The sequence below is a fragment of the Roseitalea sp. MMSF_3546 genome (assembly GCF_030732865.1).
Classification (GTDB): domain Bacteria; phylum Pseudomonadota; class Alphaproteobacteria; order Rhizobiales; family Rhizobiaceae; genus Roseitalea.
The window spans coordinates 127,430-142,791 of record NZ_JASHKB010000004.1 but is presented as its reverse complement, the minus strand read 5'-3'; the positions used below and the strand labels follow the sequence as shown (position 1 = coordinate 142,791).

15 protein-coding genes are annotated in these 15,362 nt (G+C 65.8%); 9 read left to right on the top strand and 6 right to left on the bottom strand.

What is annotated here, in order from left to right; all coding sequences use genetic code 11:
* Positions 1-12 precede the first annotated feature (12 nt).
* Together RBB34_RS05385 and RBB34_RS05380 are read left to right on the top strand one after the other, a co-directional pair.
* The gene (locus RBB34_RS05385; protein WP_306118169.1) at positions 13-339 is read left to right on the top strand and encodes a type II toxin-antitoxin system RelE/ParE family toxin; all 327 of its coding nucleotides are present in this window, start codon (positions 13-15) and stop codon (positions 337-339) included.
* A 3-nt stretch (positions 340-342) separates the two neighbouring features.
* A complete protein-coding gene (locus tag RBB34_RS05380; RefSeq protein ID WP_306118168.1) occupies positions 343-660 on the top strand; it encodes a transcriptional regulator in 318 nt (105 codons plus the stop codon).
* 6 nt (positions 661-666) lie between these two features.
* Here the strand turns inward: RBB34_RS05380 and RBB34_RS05375 are convergent, their stop codons facing one another.
* Positions 667-2,040 carry a TIGR03808 family TAT-translocated repetitive protein gene (locus RBB34_RS05375; protein WP_306118167.1) on the bottom strand — a complete coding sequence of 458 codons (1,374 nt, stop codon included), beginning with the start codon at positions 2,038-2,040 and terminating at the stop codon, positions 667-669.
* 69 nt (positions 2,041-2,109) lie between these two features.
* Positions 2,110-2,481, bottom strand: coding sequence for a DUF2267 domain-containing protein (locus RBB34_RS05370; RefSeq protein WP_306118166.1), 372 nt, complete (start codon positions 2,479-2,481; stop codon positions 2,110-2,112).
* 187 nt (positions 2,482-2,668) lie between these two features.
* Here RBB34_RS05370 and RBB34_RS05365 point away from each other — a divergent pair, with 187 nt between their 5' ends.
* The gene (locus RBB34_RS05365; RefSeq protein WP_306118165.1) at positions 2,669-4,309 is read left to right on the top strand and encodes a helicase HerA-like domain-containing protein; all 1,641 of its coding nucleotides are present in this window, start codon (positions 2,669-2,671) and stop codon (positions 4,307-4,309) included.
* A gap of 54 nt (positions 4,310-4,363) precedes the next feature.
* Here the strand turns inward: RBB34_RS05365 and RBB34_RS05360 are convergent, their stop codons facing one another.
* Positions 4,364-5,113, bottom strand: coding sequence for a L,D-transpeptidase (locus tag RBB34_RS05360; RefSeq protein ID WP_306118164.1), 750 nt, complete (start codon positions 5,111-5,113; stop codon positions 4,364-4,366).
* A 163-nt stretch (positions 5,114-5,276) separates the two neighbouring features.
* Positions 5,277-5,927, bottom strand: coding sequence for a haloacid dehalogenase type II (locus RBB34_RS05355; protein WP_306118163.1), 651 nt, complete (start codon positions 5,925-5,927; stop codon positions 5,277-5,279).
* 157 nt (positions 5,928-6,084) lie between these two features.
* Here RBB34_RS05355 and RBB34_RS05350 point away from each other — a divergent pair, with 157 nt between their 5' ends.
* The 4 genes from RBB34_RS05350 to RBB34_RS05335 all read left to right on the top strand — a co-directional run bounded on the left by RBB34_RS05350 (position 6,085) and on the right by RBB34_RS05335 (position 9,358).
* Entirely contained in the window at positions 6,085-6,951 is an 867-nt protein-coding gene (locus RBB34_RS05350; RefSeq protein ID WP_306118162.1) for a branched-chain amino acid aminotransferase, read from the top strand.
* Positions 6,952-7,068: 117 nt separating this feature from the next.
* Positions 7,069-7,671 (top strand): superoxide dismutase, encoded by a 603-nt coding sequence (locus RBB34_RS05345; RefSeq protein WP_306118161.1) that lies wholly within the window; start codon positions 7,069-7,071, stop codon positions 7,669-7,671.
* A gap of 175 nt (positions 7,672-7,846) precedes the next feature.
* On the top strand, positions 7,847-8,293 hold the full coding sequence (locus tag RBB34_RS05340; protein WP_306118160.1) for a cytochrome c: 447 nt from the start codon (positions 7,847-7,849) through the stop codon (positions 8,291-8,293).
* Between the two features lie 135 nt (positions 8,294-8,428).
* On the top strand, positions 8,429-9,358 hold the full coding sequence (locus RBB34_RS05335) for a cytochrome c (RefSeq protein ID WP_306118159.1): 930 nt from the start codon (positions 8,429-8,431) through the stop codon (positions 9,356-9,358).
* 126 nt (positions 9,359-9,484) lie between these two features.
* On the opposite strand, the gene RBB34_RS05330 is transcribed toward RBB34_RS05335, so the two are convergent.
* Positions 9,485-11,593: a S9 family peptidase gene (locus tag RBB34_RS05330; RefSeq protein WP_306118158.1), complete on the bottom strand. Its 2,109-nt coding sequence runs from the start codon at positions 11,591-11,593 to the stop codon at positions 9,485-9,487.
* Positions 11,594-11,688: 95 nt separating this feature from the next.
* Between RBB34_RS05330 and RBB34_RS05325 the strand changes: the two genes are divergently transcribed.
* On the top strand, positions 11,689-12,327 hold the full coding sequence (locus tag RBB34_RS05325) for a glutathione S-transferase family protein (RefSeq protein ID WP_306118157.1): 639 nt from the start codon (positions 11,689-11,691) through the stop codon (positions 12,325-12,327).
* Here the strand turns inward: RBB34_RS05325 and msrB are convergent.
* Positions 12,324-12,740: a peptide-methionine (R)-S-oxide reductase MsrB gene (gene msrB, locus RBB34_RS05320; RefSeq protein ID WP_306118156.1), complete on the bottom strand. Its 417-nt coding sequence runs from the start codon at positions 12,738-12,740 to the stop codon at positions 12,324-12,326. The genes RBB34_RS05325 and msrB overlap by 4 nt on opposite strands.
* Before the next feature lie 252 nt (positions 12,741-12,992).
* Here msrB and RBB34_RS05315 point away from each other — a divergent pair, with 252 nt between their 5' ends.
* Positions 12,993-15,362, top strand: a complete 2,370-nt coding sequence (locus RBB34_RS05315; protein WP_306118155.1) for a putative monovalent cation/H+ antiporter subunit A — start codon at positions 12,993-12,995, stop codon at positions 15,360-15,362.

Genomic DNA, 15,362 nt, shown 5'->3' with positions numbered 1-15,362 from the left:
TTACTATAAACGATGTTCGTCCTGAAGGAGTACGAGACTGCGCTGGGCCGGTCGCCATTTGCGGACTGGTTCGACGAACTTGACGCAACCGCCGCCTTGAGGGTGCGGCGCGTATTGGTTCGGATCGAAAGCGGAAATCTGGGCGATGTGAAATCGGTGGGTGATGGCGTTTTCGAGCGGCGTGTCGATCATGGTCCCGGCTACCGTGTGTATTTCGGTCGGGACGGGCGGGAACTGATCATCTTGCTTGTTGGCGGCACAAAGCGGAGACAGCAAAGGGACATTGAGAACGCAAAGTGGATGTGGGCCGACTACAAGGCCCGAAAGGACAAGGCTTGAGGCATGGCGCTGACACGTGAATTTCAGCAAACGGTGAAAACCCGCGCGCAGCGCGATCCCGAGTTCCGGCTCGGCTTGCTGCGTGAAGCGCTGGACGCGTTTCTTTCCGACGACATAGCGAGCGGCAAGATCATGCTGCGCGATTATGTAAACGCCACCGTCGGTTTCGAGCGCTTGGGCCGGGATCTGGACAAGAACCCCAAGAGCCTGATGCGAATGCTTGGCCCGGACGGCAATCCGCGCGCCGACAATCTGTTTGCGGTGCTGTCCTATCTGGCGGCCCATGAGGGCGCCGAACTCGATCTGCGCCGCGCGGTGTGACCCGCCTCACACCGTCCGGTTGTTTGCCAGCACCGCATTGGCCGGCATGCCGCGGCGCGCGCCCAGCAGCTCGCCGGTGGCGATCTCGGCCCAGCGATGTCCGCGGATCGCGCCATTGCGCGCGTCGATCAGATTGTTGCTCACGAGCACCTGTCCGGCGCCCTCGACCGTCGAGAATGCGATCCCGATATGCGCATTGCGCACCACGTTCTGGCCGATCACGCAGTCGCGCAAGTGCCGGCCCCAACCCGCATTGATGCCATAGAGCGCGACGCCCTCGATCATGTTGCCGGTCACCGCCGTATCGGCTTCCACCGCGATGCCGATGCCGAAGCCGGGCGGCTCGGCCGCATAGGGGCCGGTCGCCACGATGTTGCGGACGATGTTTCCCGAGACCGTCGCCGCGCGCCCGCCATGGTCGAAATTGGTCACCGAGATGCCGCTCGCCGCGCCATCGATCACATTGGCCGAAACGACCGCGTTCTCGAAGCTGAACTCCGAATAGATCGCCGTCTCGCCCGAGGCGCGGCAATTGTTGCCGGTGATCTGGATGTTGCGGGCCGAATTGGCGCGGATGGCCGAAAAAGCCGAACCCTCGATGCGGTTGCCGGCGATCAGCACGTCGTCGGTGCGGAACACGTTGATCGCATTGCCCCACTGTCCGGTGCCGCCATGGCCCGCCCCGGTGCCCTCGATCCGGTTGCGGGCGATGATCGTGCCGTCATGGCCTTCGGTCCAGCGGTGGACAATGATGCCGCCATTGGCGCAGCTCTTGACCCGGTTGCCGATGATTGAAAGCCCGGCGCTTTCGACTGCATAGACGCCGAACCGCGCCGCGCCCGTGATCGTGCAGCGCTCGATGCGCCCGCCGCATCGTTCCAGATAGATGCCGTCCTGGCCCGCGCCGCGCACGATCACGTCGTCGATGCGCGCGTCGACGACGCCGCGCAGATCGATCAGCCCCTCGGCGCCGTTGCGGGTGACGCGATTGGCACCGTCGAGCGTCAGTCCGGCGAGCGTGACGCGGGCCAGATCGTTGCCGGCGATGAGATGGCCATTGCCGCCATAGACGAGCTGCGTGCGGCCGGGCACGCCGTGAAGGCTCGCGCCCTCGGGCAGCTTGATGTTCGAGATGACATAGAGGCCGGCCGGCAGGAAGACAGGCACGCCGCGCTGCGCGGCGTCATCGAGCATGCGCTGGAAACGCGCGGACTGATCGTCGACCGCGCCGGGCCGCACCTGATAGTCGAGCGCGCTGACCGATCCGCGCAGGTCGGCCAGCTCGATCCCGGCCGTGCCGTTTTCGGCCAGCGCGGCCGGCGCGGTCATTGCCGCGGCTGCCGCTGTGCCAAAACGGGTCAGAAACTGTCGCCTGTCCATCGCCACCCTCCTGCCGACCGTGCAGGAGCATGGCGCGTGCCAGCCGGTTCGCGGCCGGGTCGGGCCGCCTCAGATGAACTGGCTGAGGCCGGGAATGGAGCCGATGACCTCGTCGACCGGCTCGTCGCCGACCTTTTCCTTGGCATAGGCCATGGTCTCCTTGGAGATGCCGGCGATCTCGCCCATGCCCAGCCCCAGGCCCATGAGCTGCTGGCCAAGTCCCATCACGCCGCCGCCCATCAGCCCGCCAAGGAAACCGCCACCGCCGCCGCCGGCGCGGTCGATCAGTTCCTGTGCGCCGGGCAGGGCGGCCATCATCTCGCCGACCCTGTCCTGCGGGCCTTCCTTTTGCAGGAAGCCCAGGATCATGCCCACCGCGCTTTGCGCCTTTTCGGCATCGATGCCGACATGCTCGGTGATGCGCGCGATCAGTTCGTCCATGGCTGCCTCCGCAAGACTTTGACGTTTACGTCATAGGCGGATCAGTGGCGATGGATCAAGGGGAGAGTACCCATTGCCGAAGGCAAGGCCGGCGATGCGGATAAGACAGCGTCGCCGCGGCCGGCATTGTCGGGACGGCCCGCGCCGACTATAGCCGTTGCATCCACGAGCAAGGCACGGGGCGCACATGATCGATAGCGAACGGATTTTCGTCGGCACCAGCCGCAAGCCGGACGACACGCTCAACCAGAAGGAGCATCTCGAGCTCGAATACGCCAACCGGCACGGATTGATCACCGGTGCGACGGGCACCGGCAAGACCGTCACCCTGCAGATCCTGTCCGAAGGGTTCTCCAACGCCGGCGTCCCGGTGTTCTGCGCCGACATCAAGGGCGATGTCTCCGGCATCGCGGCCATGGGCGAGCCGAAGGACTTCCTGCTCGAGCGTGCCAGGACGATCGGCCTTGACCCCTACGAGTTCCAGGAATTTCCGGTCATCTTCTGGGACCTGTTCGGCGAAAAGGGCCATCCGATCCGCACCACCATTTCCGAGATGGGGCCTTTGCTGCTGTCGCGCTTGATGGACTGCTCGGACGCCCAGGAGGGCATCATCAACATCGCCTTCCGCATCGCCGACGAGGAAGGGCTGCTGCTTCTCGATCTTGAGGACCTGCGCAGCCTGCTCACGCACATGTCCGAACGCGCGCGCGAACTCTCGCACCGCTATGGCTCGGTCAATCGCCGCTCCATCGGCGCCATTCAGCGCAAGCTGCTGGTGCTCGAACAGCAGCACGCCGAGCATTTCTTCGGCGAGCCGGCGCTGCGCATCGCCGACATCATGCGCACCACGCCGGACGGCCGCGGCGCGATCAACATCCTCGCCGCCGACCGGCTGATGATGAACCCGCGCCTTTACGCGACCTTCCTGCTGTGGCTGTTGTCGGAACTGTTCGAGGAACTGCCCGAGGTCGGCGACCCGGACAAGCCGCGCCTGGTCTTCTTCTTCGACGAGGCGCATCTGCTGTTCGACGAGGCGCCCAAGGTGCTGGTCGAGCGCGTCGAGCAGGTCGTACGGCTGATCCGGTCCAAGGGCGTGGGCGTGTACTTCGTCACCCAGAACCCGCTCGATGTGCCCGACACGGTGCTATCGCAACTCGGCAACCGCATCCAGCATGCCCTGCGCGCCTACACCCCGCGCGAACAGCGCGCCGTCAAGACCGCCGCCGACACCTTCCGGCCCAACCCGGACTTCGACAGCTTCAAGGTGATCACCCGGCTTGGCGTTGGCGAGGCGCTGGTCTCCACGCTCGAGGACAAGGGCGTGCCCGGCATCGTCGAGCGCACGCTCATTCGCCCGCCTTCATCGCGGCTCGGCCCGCTGGAGGACAACGAGCGCGCCCGGATCGTCAAGCTCAGCCCGGTCATGGGCCAGTATGACGAGGCCGTCGACCGCGATTCGGCCACCGAGATGCTCGCCCGTCGCGCACAGGAGGAAGCCCGCGCCGAAGAGGAGGCGCGCCGCCGCGAGGAAGAGGAGGAAAGGCGCGAGGACGAAGACGAGCGCCGCGAACGCAGCGCCCGTTCGCAGTGGCGCCTGCCCGATGGCGAGTATGGCGACGACGACGATGATGACGATGACGACCGCCGCCGGTCCGGCAGGCGCCGCACGCGCCGCTCGCGCCGTTCCGGCCGCTCGCGTCGGCGTTCGAGCTACAAACGCCAGACCGTGACCGAAGCGGCGATCAAATCGCTTGCCAGATCGATGTCGACGCAACTGGGCCGGGCGCTTGCGCGCGGCATTCTGGGCGGCATCAAGCGCGGCTTCTGATCGCCCGCGGGCGACCGGGCAGGGCCGCGCTTGGCCGTCGGTGGCCGGCCGGCTTCAGATGAGCCTGAAGCCGGGCGCCGAGCGCACGATGATCGGCGTATCGAGCGGCGCGCGCGCATAAAGATCGATGATGTCCTGGTTCATCAGCCGCACGCAGCCCGATGATACCGACTTGCCGATCGAGTTCCACTCCGGCGAACCGTGCAGGCGGTAGAGCGTGTCCTTGCCGTCCTGGTAGACATAGAGCGCGCGGGCGCCCAACGGGTTCATGACACCGGGCGGCATGCCGCCTTCCCAGACATTGTCGCCGTCCAGATCGGTGCCGCGATACTTCTCCAGTTCGGGCTCGCGCTCGATCATCTCGGCCGGCGGGAACCATTTCGGCCAGCGCTGGCGCGCGCCGACAACGGCGCTGCCCGACCATTCGAAACCGGCGCGGCCCAGTCCGACACCATATCGGACGGCGCGCCGGCCGCCCGGCAGCACGTAGTAGAGGAAGTGGTTGCCCGTTTCGACGACGATCGTTCCCTCCGGCTCGCCGGTCGTATTGCGGACCTCCTGGCGCAGGAAGCGCGGATCGATGTTCTGGTAGGGCACCGCCGGAATCGTGAAGCCGCCATCGGTCACGCTCGCATACATGCGCTCATAGGGCGGGAAGCTCCCGCCCGGTCCGAAGGGAAGCGGCTCTGCACCGACGCTGCCGGGCGGATCTGTCGTCTCGTCGACGGTCGTCGTGCATCCGGCAACGGCAAGCGGCAGGCCGGCAGCGATCCCCAGGAAATTGCGGCGAGTGGAACGGTTCATGTCAAGCTCTGAGAGTAGAGTGATGCGGTGGAGCGTTGCTAGGCCAGTCTTGCGGCAAAGGGAACAATGCGCCATGGCAAAAACCGCTCCCTGGCGGCACCTGTGAACATTTTCCGGCGCGTTTGCGATGCACAGTTGCATAGCTGCAACAAGCAATGCGGGGTCAAAGCGCATCCAGCGATGCGATGATTCGCTCCGGCGCGTAGCTGGCATATTCGTCCGGCGCGCCGGCCCGGTTGACCCAGACGCATCGGAAGCCGAACCTGGCGGCGCCGGCAATGTCCCAGCGATTGGCCGACACGAACGCGATCTTTCCGGCCTTGATGTCCCAGGCGTCGGTGACCATGCGGTACACCTCCGGCGCGGTCTTGTAGGCCTTGACCGCGTCGACCGAGAAGACGTCGTCGACCAGCGTGTCGAAGCGGGCCGAAGCGACAGCCGCCGACAGCATTTCGGGCGAGCCGTTGGAAAGGATCGCGATGCGCGCGCCGCTGCGCCCGAGCCGTTCGAGCGCCTCGCGCGCATCGGGATAGGCGTCGAGCGTCCGATAGGCATCGAGCAGCGCCTCGCGCAGCCCGTCCGCATCGACCTCGTGCAGGGCCAGCGCATGGTCGAGCGATTCGGCGGTGATGCGCCAGAAATCGCAGTAGCTGCCCATCAGCCCGCGCACCCAGGCATATTCGAGTTGCTTGGCCCGCCAGGTCGCCGAGATCGCCCCCCATTTCGGCCCCAGCGCCCCGGCATGGGCCCGCATGGCGGCGTGGACGTCGAACAGCGTCCCATAGGCGTCGAAGACATAGCCGGTCGTGGACATGGCTGGGCAGCGCGGGTTGGTCGATCCGGAGCATCATCGGCCATTGCGTCGGCGCGTCAAGGCCCGCGCGCGCCGGCCGCGTTCGCCGCCGGCCGCATTGACGAGCGCCGATGAACGGGCCTATGCGTGACCGCCGGAAACGGGAGCGCGACGAGACATGGCGGCGATGGTCGATGCCCAGTCCCTGACTTGGACCTATATCGATGGCGACTGGCACGAGGGCAATGTGCCGATCATGGGCGCGCGCACCCACGCCACCTGGCTTGGCTCTTCGGTATTTGACGGGGCGCGCTGGTTCGAGGGCGTGGCGCCCGATCTCGACCGTCACTGCGCGCGCCTGAACGCATCGGCCGTCGCACTGGGTCTCAAGCCGACGATGAGCGCGCAGGACATCGTCGCGCTCACCAATGACGGGCTCAAGCGCTTCGACGGCAACACCGCGGTCTACATCCGGCCGATCTACTGGGCCGAGCACGGCGGCTACATGGCCGTGCCGGCCGATCCCGATTCGACCCGTTTCGCGCTTGTGCTCTACGAGGCGCCGATGATCGCGCCGCAGGGGTTCTCCCTCACCGTTTCGCCCTTCCGCCGGCCGACCATCGAGACCATGCCGACGGACGCAAAGGCCGGCTGCCTCTACCCCAATAATGGCCGGGCGATCATTGAGGCCAAGTCGCGCGGTTTCGACAATTGCCTTGTCCGCGACATGCTGGGCAATGTCTGCGAGACGGGCACCTCCAACATCTTTCTGGTCAAGGACGGCCAGGTGATGACGCCGGCGCCCAACCGCTGCTTCCTGTCGGGCATCACCCGCGCCCGCGTCATCGACCTTTTGCTGCAATACGGTTTCAGGACGCTCGAGAAGACCCTGACGGTGCAGGACTTCCTCGACGCCGACGAGATCTTCTCGACCGGGAACCATTCCAAGGTCGTCCCCGTTGTCCGGATCGAGGACCGCCAGTTGCAGCCCGGCCCCGTCAGCCGCAAGGCCCGCGAACTCTACTGGGACTGGGCGCAGGGCTGACCGCATCGAGGCCGGCCTTGCGGTGGTTGCCGAAGCCGGGGCGAAAGTCTACATCACCGCTCAGCAATCGCCGCCGCCGGTGGCGCCGGTCCCGTTCACCATGGAGAGGATACCAAAATGGCATTCGAACTTCCCGATCTTCCCTATGACTATGACGCCCTGGCACCTTACATGTCGCGCGAAACGCTGGAGTTTCACCACGACAAGCATCACCAGGCCTATGTCACCAAGGGCAACGAGCTGGCGGCCGAGGCCGGCATGGACGGCCTGTCGCTCGAGGAGATCGTCAAGCAGTCGCACGGCAAGAATCCGGGCCTGTTCAACAATGCCGGCCAGCATTACAACCACATTCATTTCTGGAAGTGGATGAAGAAGGGCGGCGGCGGCACCTCGCTGCCCGGCAAGCTGCAGACGGCCATCGATTCGGACCTTGGCGGCTACGACAAATTCAAGGCCGACTTCATCGCGGCAGGCGTCGGCCAGTTCGGCTCGGGCTGGGCCTGGGTCGCGGTCAGGGACGGCAAGCTCGAGATCATGAAGACGCCCAATGGCGAGAACCCGCTCGTGCATGGCGCCGAGCCGATCCTGGGCGTCGATGTATGGGAGCATTCCTACTACATCGACTACCGCAATGCGCGCCCAAAATATCTCGAAGCCTTCGTCGACAATCTCATCAACTGGGACTATGTCCTTGAAAGATATGAGTCTGCCGCAGCGTAGGCGGCACGCGCAAAGCGATCTGACATCGACCCGGCCGCCGCGCCGGGTCGTTTTTTTCTAACAATTTGTTCATCGATCGGGGACTTGAATTCCCTGGCGAATGCCACTCAGGTGGTGCCGGGGCGCCGCAGTTCGGCGGCCATGGAAACGGCATGCCAATCGGGGAGTTCAACGAATGCCTTTCAGACAATCCACCATCGCCGCCATGATCGTGGCAGCCACGGCTGCAACCGCGGTCGCGCAGGACGACGTCATCGAACAGCGCCAGCAACTGATGAAGGACAATGGCCAGGCCATGCGGGTGCTGGTTCCCATGGCGCGCGGTCAGGCCGAGTATGACGCGGAGGCTGCCTTGGCCGCCTTCGTATCGATTCGCGACAGCGCGCTTGTCTTCGGCGACCTGTTCCCCGAGGGCAGCGAGACCGGCGGCGACACGCGCGCCAAGCCCGAGATCTGGTCCGATCGCGAAGGTTTCGATGCCGCCGTCGCCGCCTTCATCGACGATACCGAGGCGGCGGTCGCCGCAGCACCGGCCGATCTCGACGCATTCCGCCCGGTCTTCGGGGCGATGGCGCAGAATTGCGGCGATTGCCACGAGGTCTATCAGGTTCCCGAGGACTGATCGGGAGCATTGCCGCGTGTCGGTCCGGCCGCATCGGCCGGGCCGCTGGTCCCGTCCCTGATGGCGCCTTGCGCATTGGCGCCAAACCTGCGTGAGATGGACCTCCTATCCCGCCGCATTTCAAGGTAGGAGCCGATGCTCCGCGCAATCGTCGTCGTCTTCACCGTCATCGCTGTCGTCGGCGCCGGCTTCTGGCTGCTCACACGGCCGATGCGGCTCGACCAGCAGACACTCGCCGCCATGCAGGCGCACGAAGCTGACCTGAGCAATGGCCAGACCCTGTTCTGGGCTGGCGGCTGCGCCTCGTGCCATGCGGACGCCGATGCCGAGGGCGAGGACCGGCGGATCCTGTCCGGCGGCGCCGCGCTCGATACGGTCTACGGCACATTCGGCATGCCGAACATCTCGCCCCATCCCGATGACGGTATCGGCCGATGGTCGCTCGCCGATTTCGCCAACGCCATGCTGCGCGGCATCTCGCCGGAGGGTCGACACTACTACCCGGCCTTCCCCTATACCTCCTATGCCAGGATGACGCCCGGGGATGTCGCCGATCTTTGGGCCTATCTGAAGACGCTGCCGGCGGTCGAAAGCGACGTGACCGCCCGGACCGAACTCGGCTTCCCCTTCAACATCCGGCGCGGGCTGGGCCTGTGGAAACGTGCCTATCTCGATGCCGGCCCGGTCATCGGTGCCGCCGAACTGGGCGAGGACGCCATGCTCCTGCGGGGCCGCTATCTCGTCGAGGGGCCGGGCCATTGCGGCGAATGCCACACGCCGCGCGACTTCGCCGGCGCCATGCGCAACGAGCGCTGGCTGGCCGGTGCGCCGAACCCGGAGGGCGATGGCCGCATCCCCAACATCACCGCGCATGAAGATGGCGTTGGCGACTGGACCGAGGACGATATCGCCTTCGGCCTCGAATCGGGATTCACGCCGGAGTTCGATTCCATGGGCTCGACCATGGCGGCGGTCGTCAAGAACTTCGCCAATGTGCCGGCCGCCGATCGCGCCGCGATCGCGGCGTATCTGAAGGCGATCCCGGCAATGCCGGATGCGCGCTGACCGCCCGCCGGTCCACCAACGCGTCGATGTCCCTGTCCCCGCCGGGCTTGCGGAGGGTGGCATCGGGGGCATGGCGAACGAAGTGCGCGTTGCCCGCAATCGGGCGAGGGGGCACGGGCCGTCACCTCATGCCCCGGCCAGCCCCACCACCTTCAGCGCGAATGCATAGACCTCGGCGATCTCCTCGAGCCGCGAAAAGCGCCCCGAGGCACCGCCATGGCCGGCCCCCATATTGGTCTTGAGCATGTAGGGCCCGCCATCGGGCGCCGTCTCTCGGAGCCGCGCCACCCATTTGGCCGGCTCCCAATAGGTCACGCGCGGATCGGTCAGCCCGGCCACCGCCAGCAGCGGCGGATAGGGCAGGGGCCTGACATTGTCGTAGGGCGAATAGGCCGCGATCGTCGCGTAGTCTTCGGCCGACTCGATCGGATTGCCCCATTCGGGCCATTCGGGCGGGGTCAGCGGCAGCGAGTCGTCGAGCATGGTTGTGAGCACGTCGACGAAGGGCACTTCGGCGATGATCGCGCCGAACGCGTCGGGCGCCATGTTCATCACCGCGCCCATCAGCATGCCGCCGGCCGATCCGCCCTGGGCGACGAGCCGGTTGGGCGATGCGTAGCCCTGCTGACTCAAGAAGCGAGCCACCGCGACGAAGTCCTTGAACGTGTTGGTCTTCTGCGCACGCTTGCCGTTCTCGTACCAGGCAAAGCCCCTGTCCTTGCCGCCGCGGATATGGGCGATGGCGTAGATGAACCCGCGATCGACCAGCGACAGGCAATTGGTGTTGAAGCTCGCCGGCACCGTGATGCCGTATGAGCCATAGCCGTAGAGCAGGCACGGCGCCGAGCCGTCGAGCGGCGTGTCCTTCTTCATCACCAGCGACACCGGCACCGTTTCCCCGTCATGGGAGGGCACCTGCAGCCGGCGCGTGACATAGGCCTCGGGATCGTGCCCGGACGGCACTTCCTGCGTCTTGAGCAGCGTGCGCGTGCGCGTCGCCATGTCGTAGTCGAAGACCTGGCTCGGCGTGGTCATCGACGAATAGGTGAAGCGGATCACGTCGGTGTCATATTCGAGCGACCCCTGCAGGCCGAGCGCATAGGCTTCCTCGTCGAAGGCGATGTGGTGCACGGCGCCGGTTGCGCGTTCCATCACCGCGATGCGCGGCAACCCGTCCTTTCGTTCCAGCCAGGCCAGATGGCGCGCATAGGCCTGATGATTGAGGATCAGCCGGCCCGGCTCGTGCGGCACCACCTCGGTCCAGTTCGCCTTTTGCGGCGCCTCGACGGGCGCGGTCATGATCTTGAAGTCCTTGGCACCGTCGGCATTGGTCAGGATGAAGAAGACGTCGCCCCCTTCCTCCATTTCGTATTCGACGCCCTTCCGGCGCGGCTCGACCATCACCGGTTCGCCGTCGGGCGCATCGGCGCGGATCAGCCGGAATTCGCTGGTCTCGTGATCGTGGATGTTGATGTAGACGAAATCGTTCAGCCGGCTCGATCCGACGCCCATGAAGAAGCCCGCATCGGGCTCTTCATAGACCAGCCGGTCCTCGGCCTGCGCCGTGCCGAGCCGATGGTAGAAGACCTTCGAGGGTCGGTGATTGTCGTCCATGCGCGCATAGAAGAAGCCATCGCCCGCCGCATCGAACACGCCGCCGCCCGAAGTGTCCTCGACCACATCGCCCAGATCGTCGAGCGTTGCCAGATCGCGCACCCGGCAGGTGAAGTATTCCGAGCCCTTGTCGTCATAAGCCCACAGCAGCCTGGCATGATCGTGGCTGTGGTCGGCGCCGGCAAGGCGGAAATAGTCCTTGCCCTCGGCCTCCTTGTCGCCGTCGAGCAGGATGGTGCGCTCGGCGTCGCGGTTCTCGCGCGGCACCCGGTAAAAACGCGGCTGCTGGCCGCCGGTGGCGAAGGACGAGCCATAGGCGAAGGGGCCATCCGGCGCGGGCACGGTCTCGTCGTCTTCCTTGATGCGGCCCTTCATCTCGGCAAACAGCGTCTTCTGCAGGCCCTCGGTGTCGGCCATCAGCGCCTTGTGGTAGGCGTTTTCCGCTTCAAGGTGTGCCCGGATGTCCGGGTCCAGCACCGATGGGTCCTTGAACACCGCCTGCCAGTTGTCGGCACGCAGCCAGCCATAGTCATCCGTGCGGCTGACGCCGTGGCGCGTGTCGGAAACGGGCCGCTTGTCGGCGGCGGGCGGTGTCATCGTCGTTTCGAACCGAGCGGGCATGCTATTCTCCGGAGGGCTTGTGCGTTGGCCGCTTAGGTACGATGCTCGCACGCAAATGCAATTACCGGCCGGCGGAAAGTTCGGGGGAGGCGCGTATGGGCATCACCTTCTACACCAACCCGATGAGCCGCGGGCAGATCGCCCGCTGGGCGTTGCACGAGGCAGGCGTCCAATATGATGAGCAGATCGTCGGCTATGGCCGGGCGATGAAGGCGCCGGACTATCTGGCGATCAATCCCATGGGCAAGGTGCCCGCGATCGTCCATGACGGCATTGTCGTCACCGAGGCCGCGGCGATCTGCCTTTATCTGGCCGAGGCGTTTCCCGATGCCGATCTGGCGCCGCGCAGCCTGGCCGAGAAGGCCGATTATCTGCGCTGGACGTTCTTCGCCGCCGGGCCGGTCGAGCAGGCGGTCATCGCCAGATCGATGGGCTGGGAGGTCGCCGACGACCCAAAGGTGCGCGGCCGGCTCGGCTTCGGCTGCTACGACGATACGGTCGCCGCGCTCGCCGGTTGGCTGACCGACCGCGCTTACGTCTGCGGCGACCGCTTCACGGCGGCCGACATCTATGTCGGCGCGCAGGTCGACTGGGGCCTGCAGTTCGCCACACTGCCCTCGCAACCTCAATTCCAGGCCTATGCCGAGCGGTTGCGCGAGCGTCCGGCCTACCGGGCGGCAAGGGCGATCGATGCCGGGCACATCGCCGCCATGCAGGCCGAACGGGCAGGCTAGCCCTTCGCGTCCGGCTCGAACGTCATGGCCACCCCGTTCATGCAATAGCGCAGGCCGGTCGGCTGCGGACCGTCATTGAAGACATGGCCCAGATGCGCATCGCAATCGGCGCAGCGGATCTCGGTGCGGCGCATGAAGAAGGAACGGTCCGAGTGCTCTGTCACCGCGTCCTCGTCGACGGGCGCGAAAAAGCTTGGCCAGCCCGTGCCGGAGTCGAATTTCGTCTCGGAGCGGAACAGCGGCCTGCCGCAGCACACGCATGAATAGAGCCCGGCATCCTTGGTGTCCCAGTTCGGGCCGGTGAAGGCACGCTCGGTGCCGTGCTTGCGCGTCACCTTGTACTGCTCGGGCGTCAGCTGGGCGCGCCATTCGGCGTCGGTCTTGACGATCTTCGGCTTGGTCTTGGTGTCCATGCGGGTCTCCTTGGCTAACCGGAAATAGGCGCCGATGGCCCGCGCGGCAAGCGCGGCGCCGACAACACGGGCCCGCTGACGTTGCGCCAAGGGGGCAATTCGTCGCAATTGTCATTGAAAAGCGCCGATACCCGTCCGATCTGTCTTGCCTCTCAATGGCTTGGCCTCTAAATCCGCGCCAACGACAAGAACCGCTCCGCGATTTGTCTTCGTTTTCCGGACAAGGCGCTTCAGGATACACGCCAAGACCCGATGGATCTGACGTTTCTCGCCTTTTTTGCGCCTTTCTTCGCCGCGGTCCTTGCTCCCGTGCTGGTGCGTTACCTGCGCCATCACGCCGCCTGGGCGCTGGCGCTGGTTCCGGCGCTGGTCTTCATCCACTTCCTGGGGTTTCTCGACGACATCGCCGCCGGGGCGCGCGTCACCGGCGGCGTGCAGTGGATTCCCTCCTTCAATGTCAATTTCTCCTGGCTGATCGACGGGCTGTCGCTCACCTTCGCTCTGCTGATCTCGGGTATCGGCACGCTGATCGTGCTCTATGCCGGCGGTTACATGAAGGGCCATCCCCAGCAGGGGCGTTTCCTGTCCTTCATCCTGATGTTCATGGGCGCCATGCAGGGGCTGGTCCTGTCCGACAGCTTCTTCATGTTCTTCGTGTTCTGGGAGCTGACCTCGATCACCTCGTTCCTGCTGATCGGCTTCAAGCATGGGGCCGAGCGCTCGCGCCGCGCCGCAATGCAGGCGCTCGTCGTCACCGGCGGCGGCGGGCTGATCCTGCTGGCCGGGCTGATCTTCATCTGGAACATCACCGGCGTCAGCGAATTCTCGCTGCTGCTCGCATCGGGCGATCTGGTCCGCCAGAGCCCGTTCTACCTTGCCGCGCTGATCCTGGTGCTCGGCGGCGCGTTCAGCAAGTCGGCGCAGTTCCCGCTGCACTTCTGGCTGCCCAATGCCATGGAAGCGCCGACGCCCGTTTCGGCCTATCTTCACTCGGCCACGATGGTAAAGGCGGGCGTCTACCTGCTCATGCGGCTCAATCCGGTGCTCGGCGAGACGGTCGCCTGGGAGACGATCCTGCCCGTCTTCGGCGGCACCACGCTGATCGTCGGCACCTTCCTGGCCGTCCGCCAGACCGACCTCAAGTTGATGCTCGCCTATACCACCGTCGCCTCGCTTGGCCTGCTTGTCATGCTGACGGGCTTTGGCACCGAAAAGGCGATCGAGGGGGCGGTGCTCTATCTGGTCGCCCATTCGCTGTTCAAGGGCGCGCTGTTCATGGCCGCCGGCAATGTCGACCACGAGGCCGGCACGCGCGACGTCACCGCCCTTGGCGGGCTGATGGCGGCGATGCCGATCACCTTCGGCGCGGCGCTGCTTTCGGCCTTTTCCATGGCCGGTCTGCCACCGTTTGTCGGCTTCCTCGCCAAGGAGGAGATCTATTACGGCATCGCCGCCGCCGATCCCTGGTCGCTGGCGATCACCGTTACCGCGATCATCGGCAATGCGCTGATGCTGGTGATCGGATTTGCCGTCGCGCTCAAGCCGTTCCTGGGCGAAAAGGTCGCAACGCCCAAGGCCGCCCACGAGGCGCCGGTGCTGATGGTCGCCGGGCCGGTGGTGCTCGCCGCCACCAGCCTGATCGCGGCGCTGTTCTCGGGCCTGTTTCACGCCCTCGTCTCCAGCCCGATGGCGAGCGCGGTCGCCGGCACGCCGCTGCAGATCACAATCGGCATCATTCCCAAACCCGGCCTGGCGCTGACGCTGTCGCTGGTCACCGTTGGGCTTGGCATTGCGCTTTATTTCGCGCTTGTGCATCTGCGCGCGGCCATGGCCTGGCTGCTCGCGACGATCGGCTGGGGCCCCGACCACGGTTTCGACCAGGCCATGCGCGGCCTCGTCATCGGCTCCACGGCGCTGACCCGCACGCTGCAGAACGGGCGCATGGAGTTCTACATGACCGCGACCTTCGTGCTGCTCGCGGCCTGGCTTTGGCGCGCCATGGCGGCGGGCGGCGAATGGCCGCAAATGCCGGCCTTCCCGGACCTTTACGGCTATGAGTGGGTCGTCATCCTGATCGCTGCCGCCGGCCTGATCGCCGTCGTCCGAGCCGCCAACCGGCTCACTGCAATCGTCACGCTCGGCATTCAGGGCTTTGCGCTGGCGGTGCTGTTCATGCTGATGGGCGCGCCGGACCTGTCCTTCACCCAGTTCATGGTCGAAACGCTGACCGTCGTCATTCTGGCGCTCGCCATGATCCGCCTGCGCCTGTCGCCGCAAGATCACCGTTCGGCCGGCCAGACCCTGTTTGACGGCACCATCGCGCTCGCCTGCGCAAGCGCGCTGACCATGATCACGCTGCAAGTGCTCGAGACCGAGTTCGACCGCACGCTGACCGATTTCTTCAACCAGTATTCCTACACCATAGCGCAGGGCCGCAACGTGGTGAACGTGATCCTGGTCGACTTCCGCGGCGTGGACACCTTCGGCGAGATCGGCGTGGTCATGATCGCCGGCCTTGCGATCCTGGCGCTGTTGCGGGTGGTTTCGCGCCGCGGCGCCCGGCCGGCGAGCCCGCCCGTCGGCAAGTCCGAGGCCAGGCCCGTGGCCGGCATGGAGGTCTGA

Bases quoted from the DNA above. Each gene is read 5' to 3' on its own strand.
- RBB34_RS05375 (WP_306118167.1), bottom strand. From the start codon at position 2,040: ATGGACAGGCGACAGTTTCTGACCCGTTTTGGCACAGCGGCAGCCGCG.
- RBB34_RS05345 (WP_306118161.1), top strand. From the start codon at position 7,069: ATGGCATTCGAACTTCCCGATCTTCCCTATGACTATGACGCCCTGGCA.
- msrB (WP_306118156.1), bottom strand. From the start codon at position 12,740: ATGGACACCAAGACCAAGCCGAAGATCGTCAAGACCGACGCCGAATGG.
- RBB34_RS05335 (WP_306118159.1), top strand. From the start codon at position 8,429: ATGCTCCGCGCAATCGTCGTCGTCTTCACCGTCATCGCTGTCGTCGGC.
- RBB34_RS05330 (WP_306118158.1), bottom strand. From the start codon at position 11,593: ATGCCCGCTCGGTTCGAAACGACGATGACACCGCCCGCCGCCGACAAG.
- RBB34_RS05355 (WP_306118163.1), bottom strand. From the start codon at position 5,927: ATGTCCACGACCGGCTATGTCTTCGACGCCTATGGGACGCTGTTCGAC.
- RBB34_RS05350 (WP_306118162.1), top strand. From the start codon at position 6,085: ATGGCGGCGATGGTCGATGCCCAGTCCCTGACTTGGACCTATATCGAT.
- RBB34_RS05370 (WP_306118166.1), bottom strand. From the start codon at position 2,481: ATGGACGAACTGATCGCGCGCATCACCGAGCATGTCGGCATCGATGCC.
- RBB34_RS05380 (WP_306118168.1), top strand. From the start codon at position 343: ATGGCGCTGACACGTGAATTTCAGCAAACGGTGAAAACCCGCGCGCAG.
- RBB34_RS05340 (WP_306118160.1), top strand. From the start codon at position 7,847: ATGCCTTTCAGACAATCCACCATCGCCGCCATGATCGTGGCAGCCACG.
- RBB34_RS05385 (WP_306118169.1), top strand. From the start codon at position 13: ATGTTCGTCCTGAAGGAGTACGAGACTGCGCTGGGCCGGTCGCCATTT.
- RBB34_RS05315 (WP_306118155.1), top strand. From the start codon at position 12,993: ATGGATCTGACGTTTCTCGCCTTTTTTGCGCCTTTCTTCGCCGCGGTC.
- RBB34_RS05360 (WP_306118164.1), bottom strand. From the start codon at position 5,113: ATGAACCGTTCCACTCGCCGCAATTTCCTGGGGATCGCTGCCGGCCTG.
- RBB34_RS05325 (WP_306118157.1), top strand. From the start codon at position 11,689: ATGGGCATCACCTTCTACACCAACCCGATGAGCCGCGGGCAGATCGCC.
- RBB34_RS05365 (WP_306118165.1), top strand. From the start codon at position 2,669: ATGATCGATAGCGAACGGATTTTCGTCGGCACCAGCCGCAAGCCGGAC.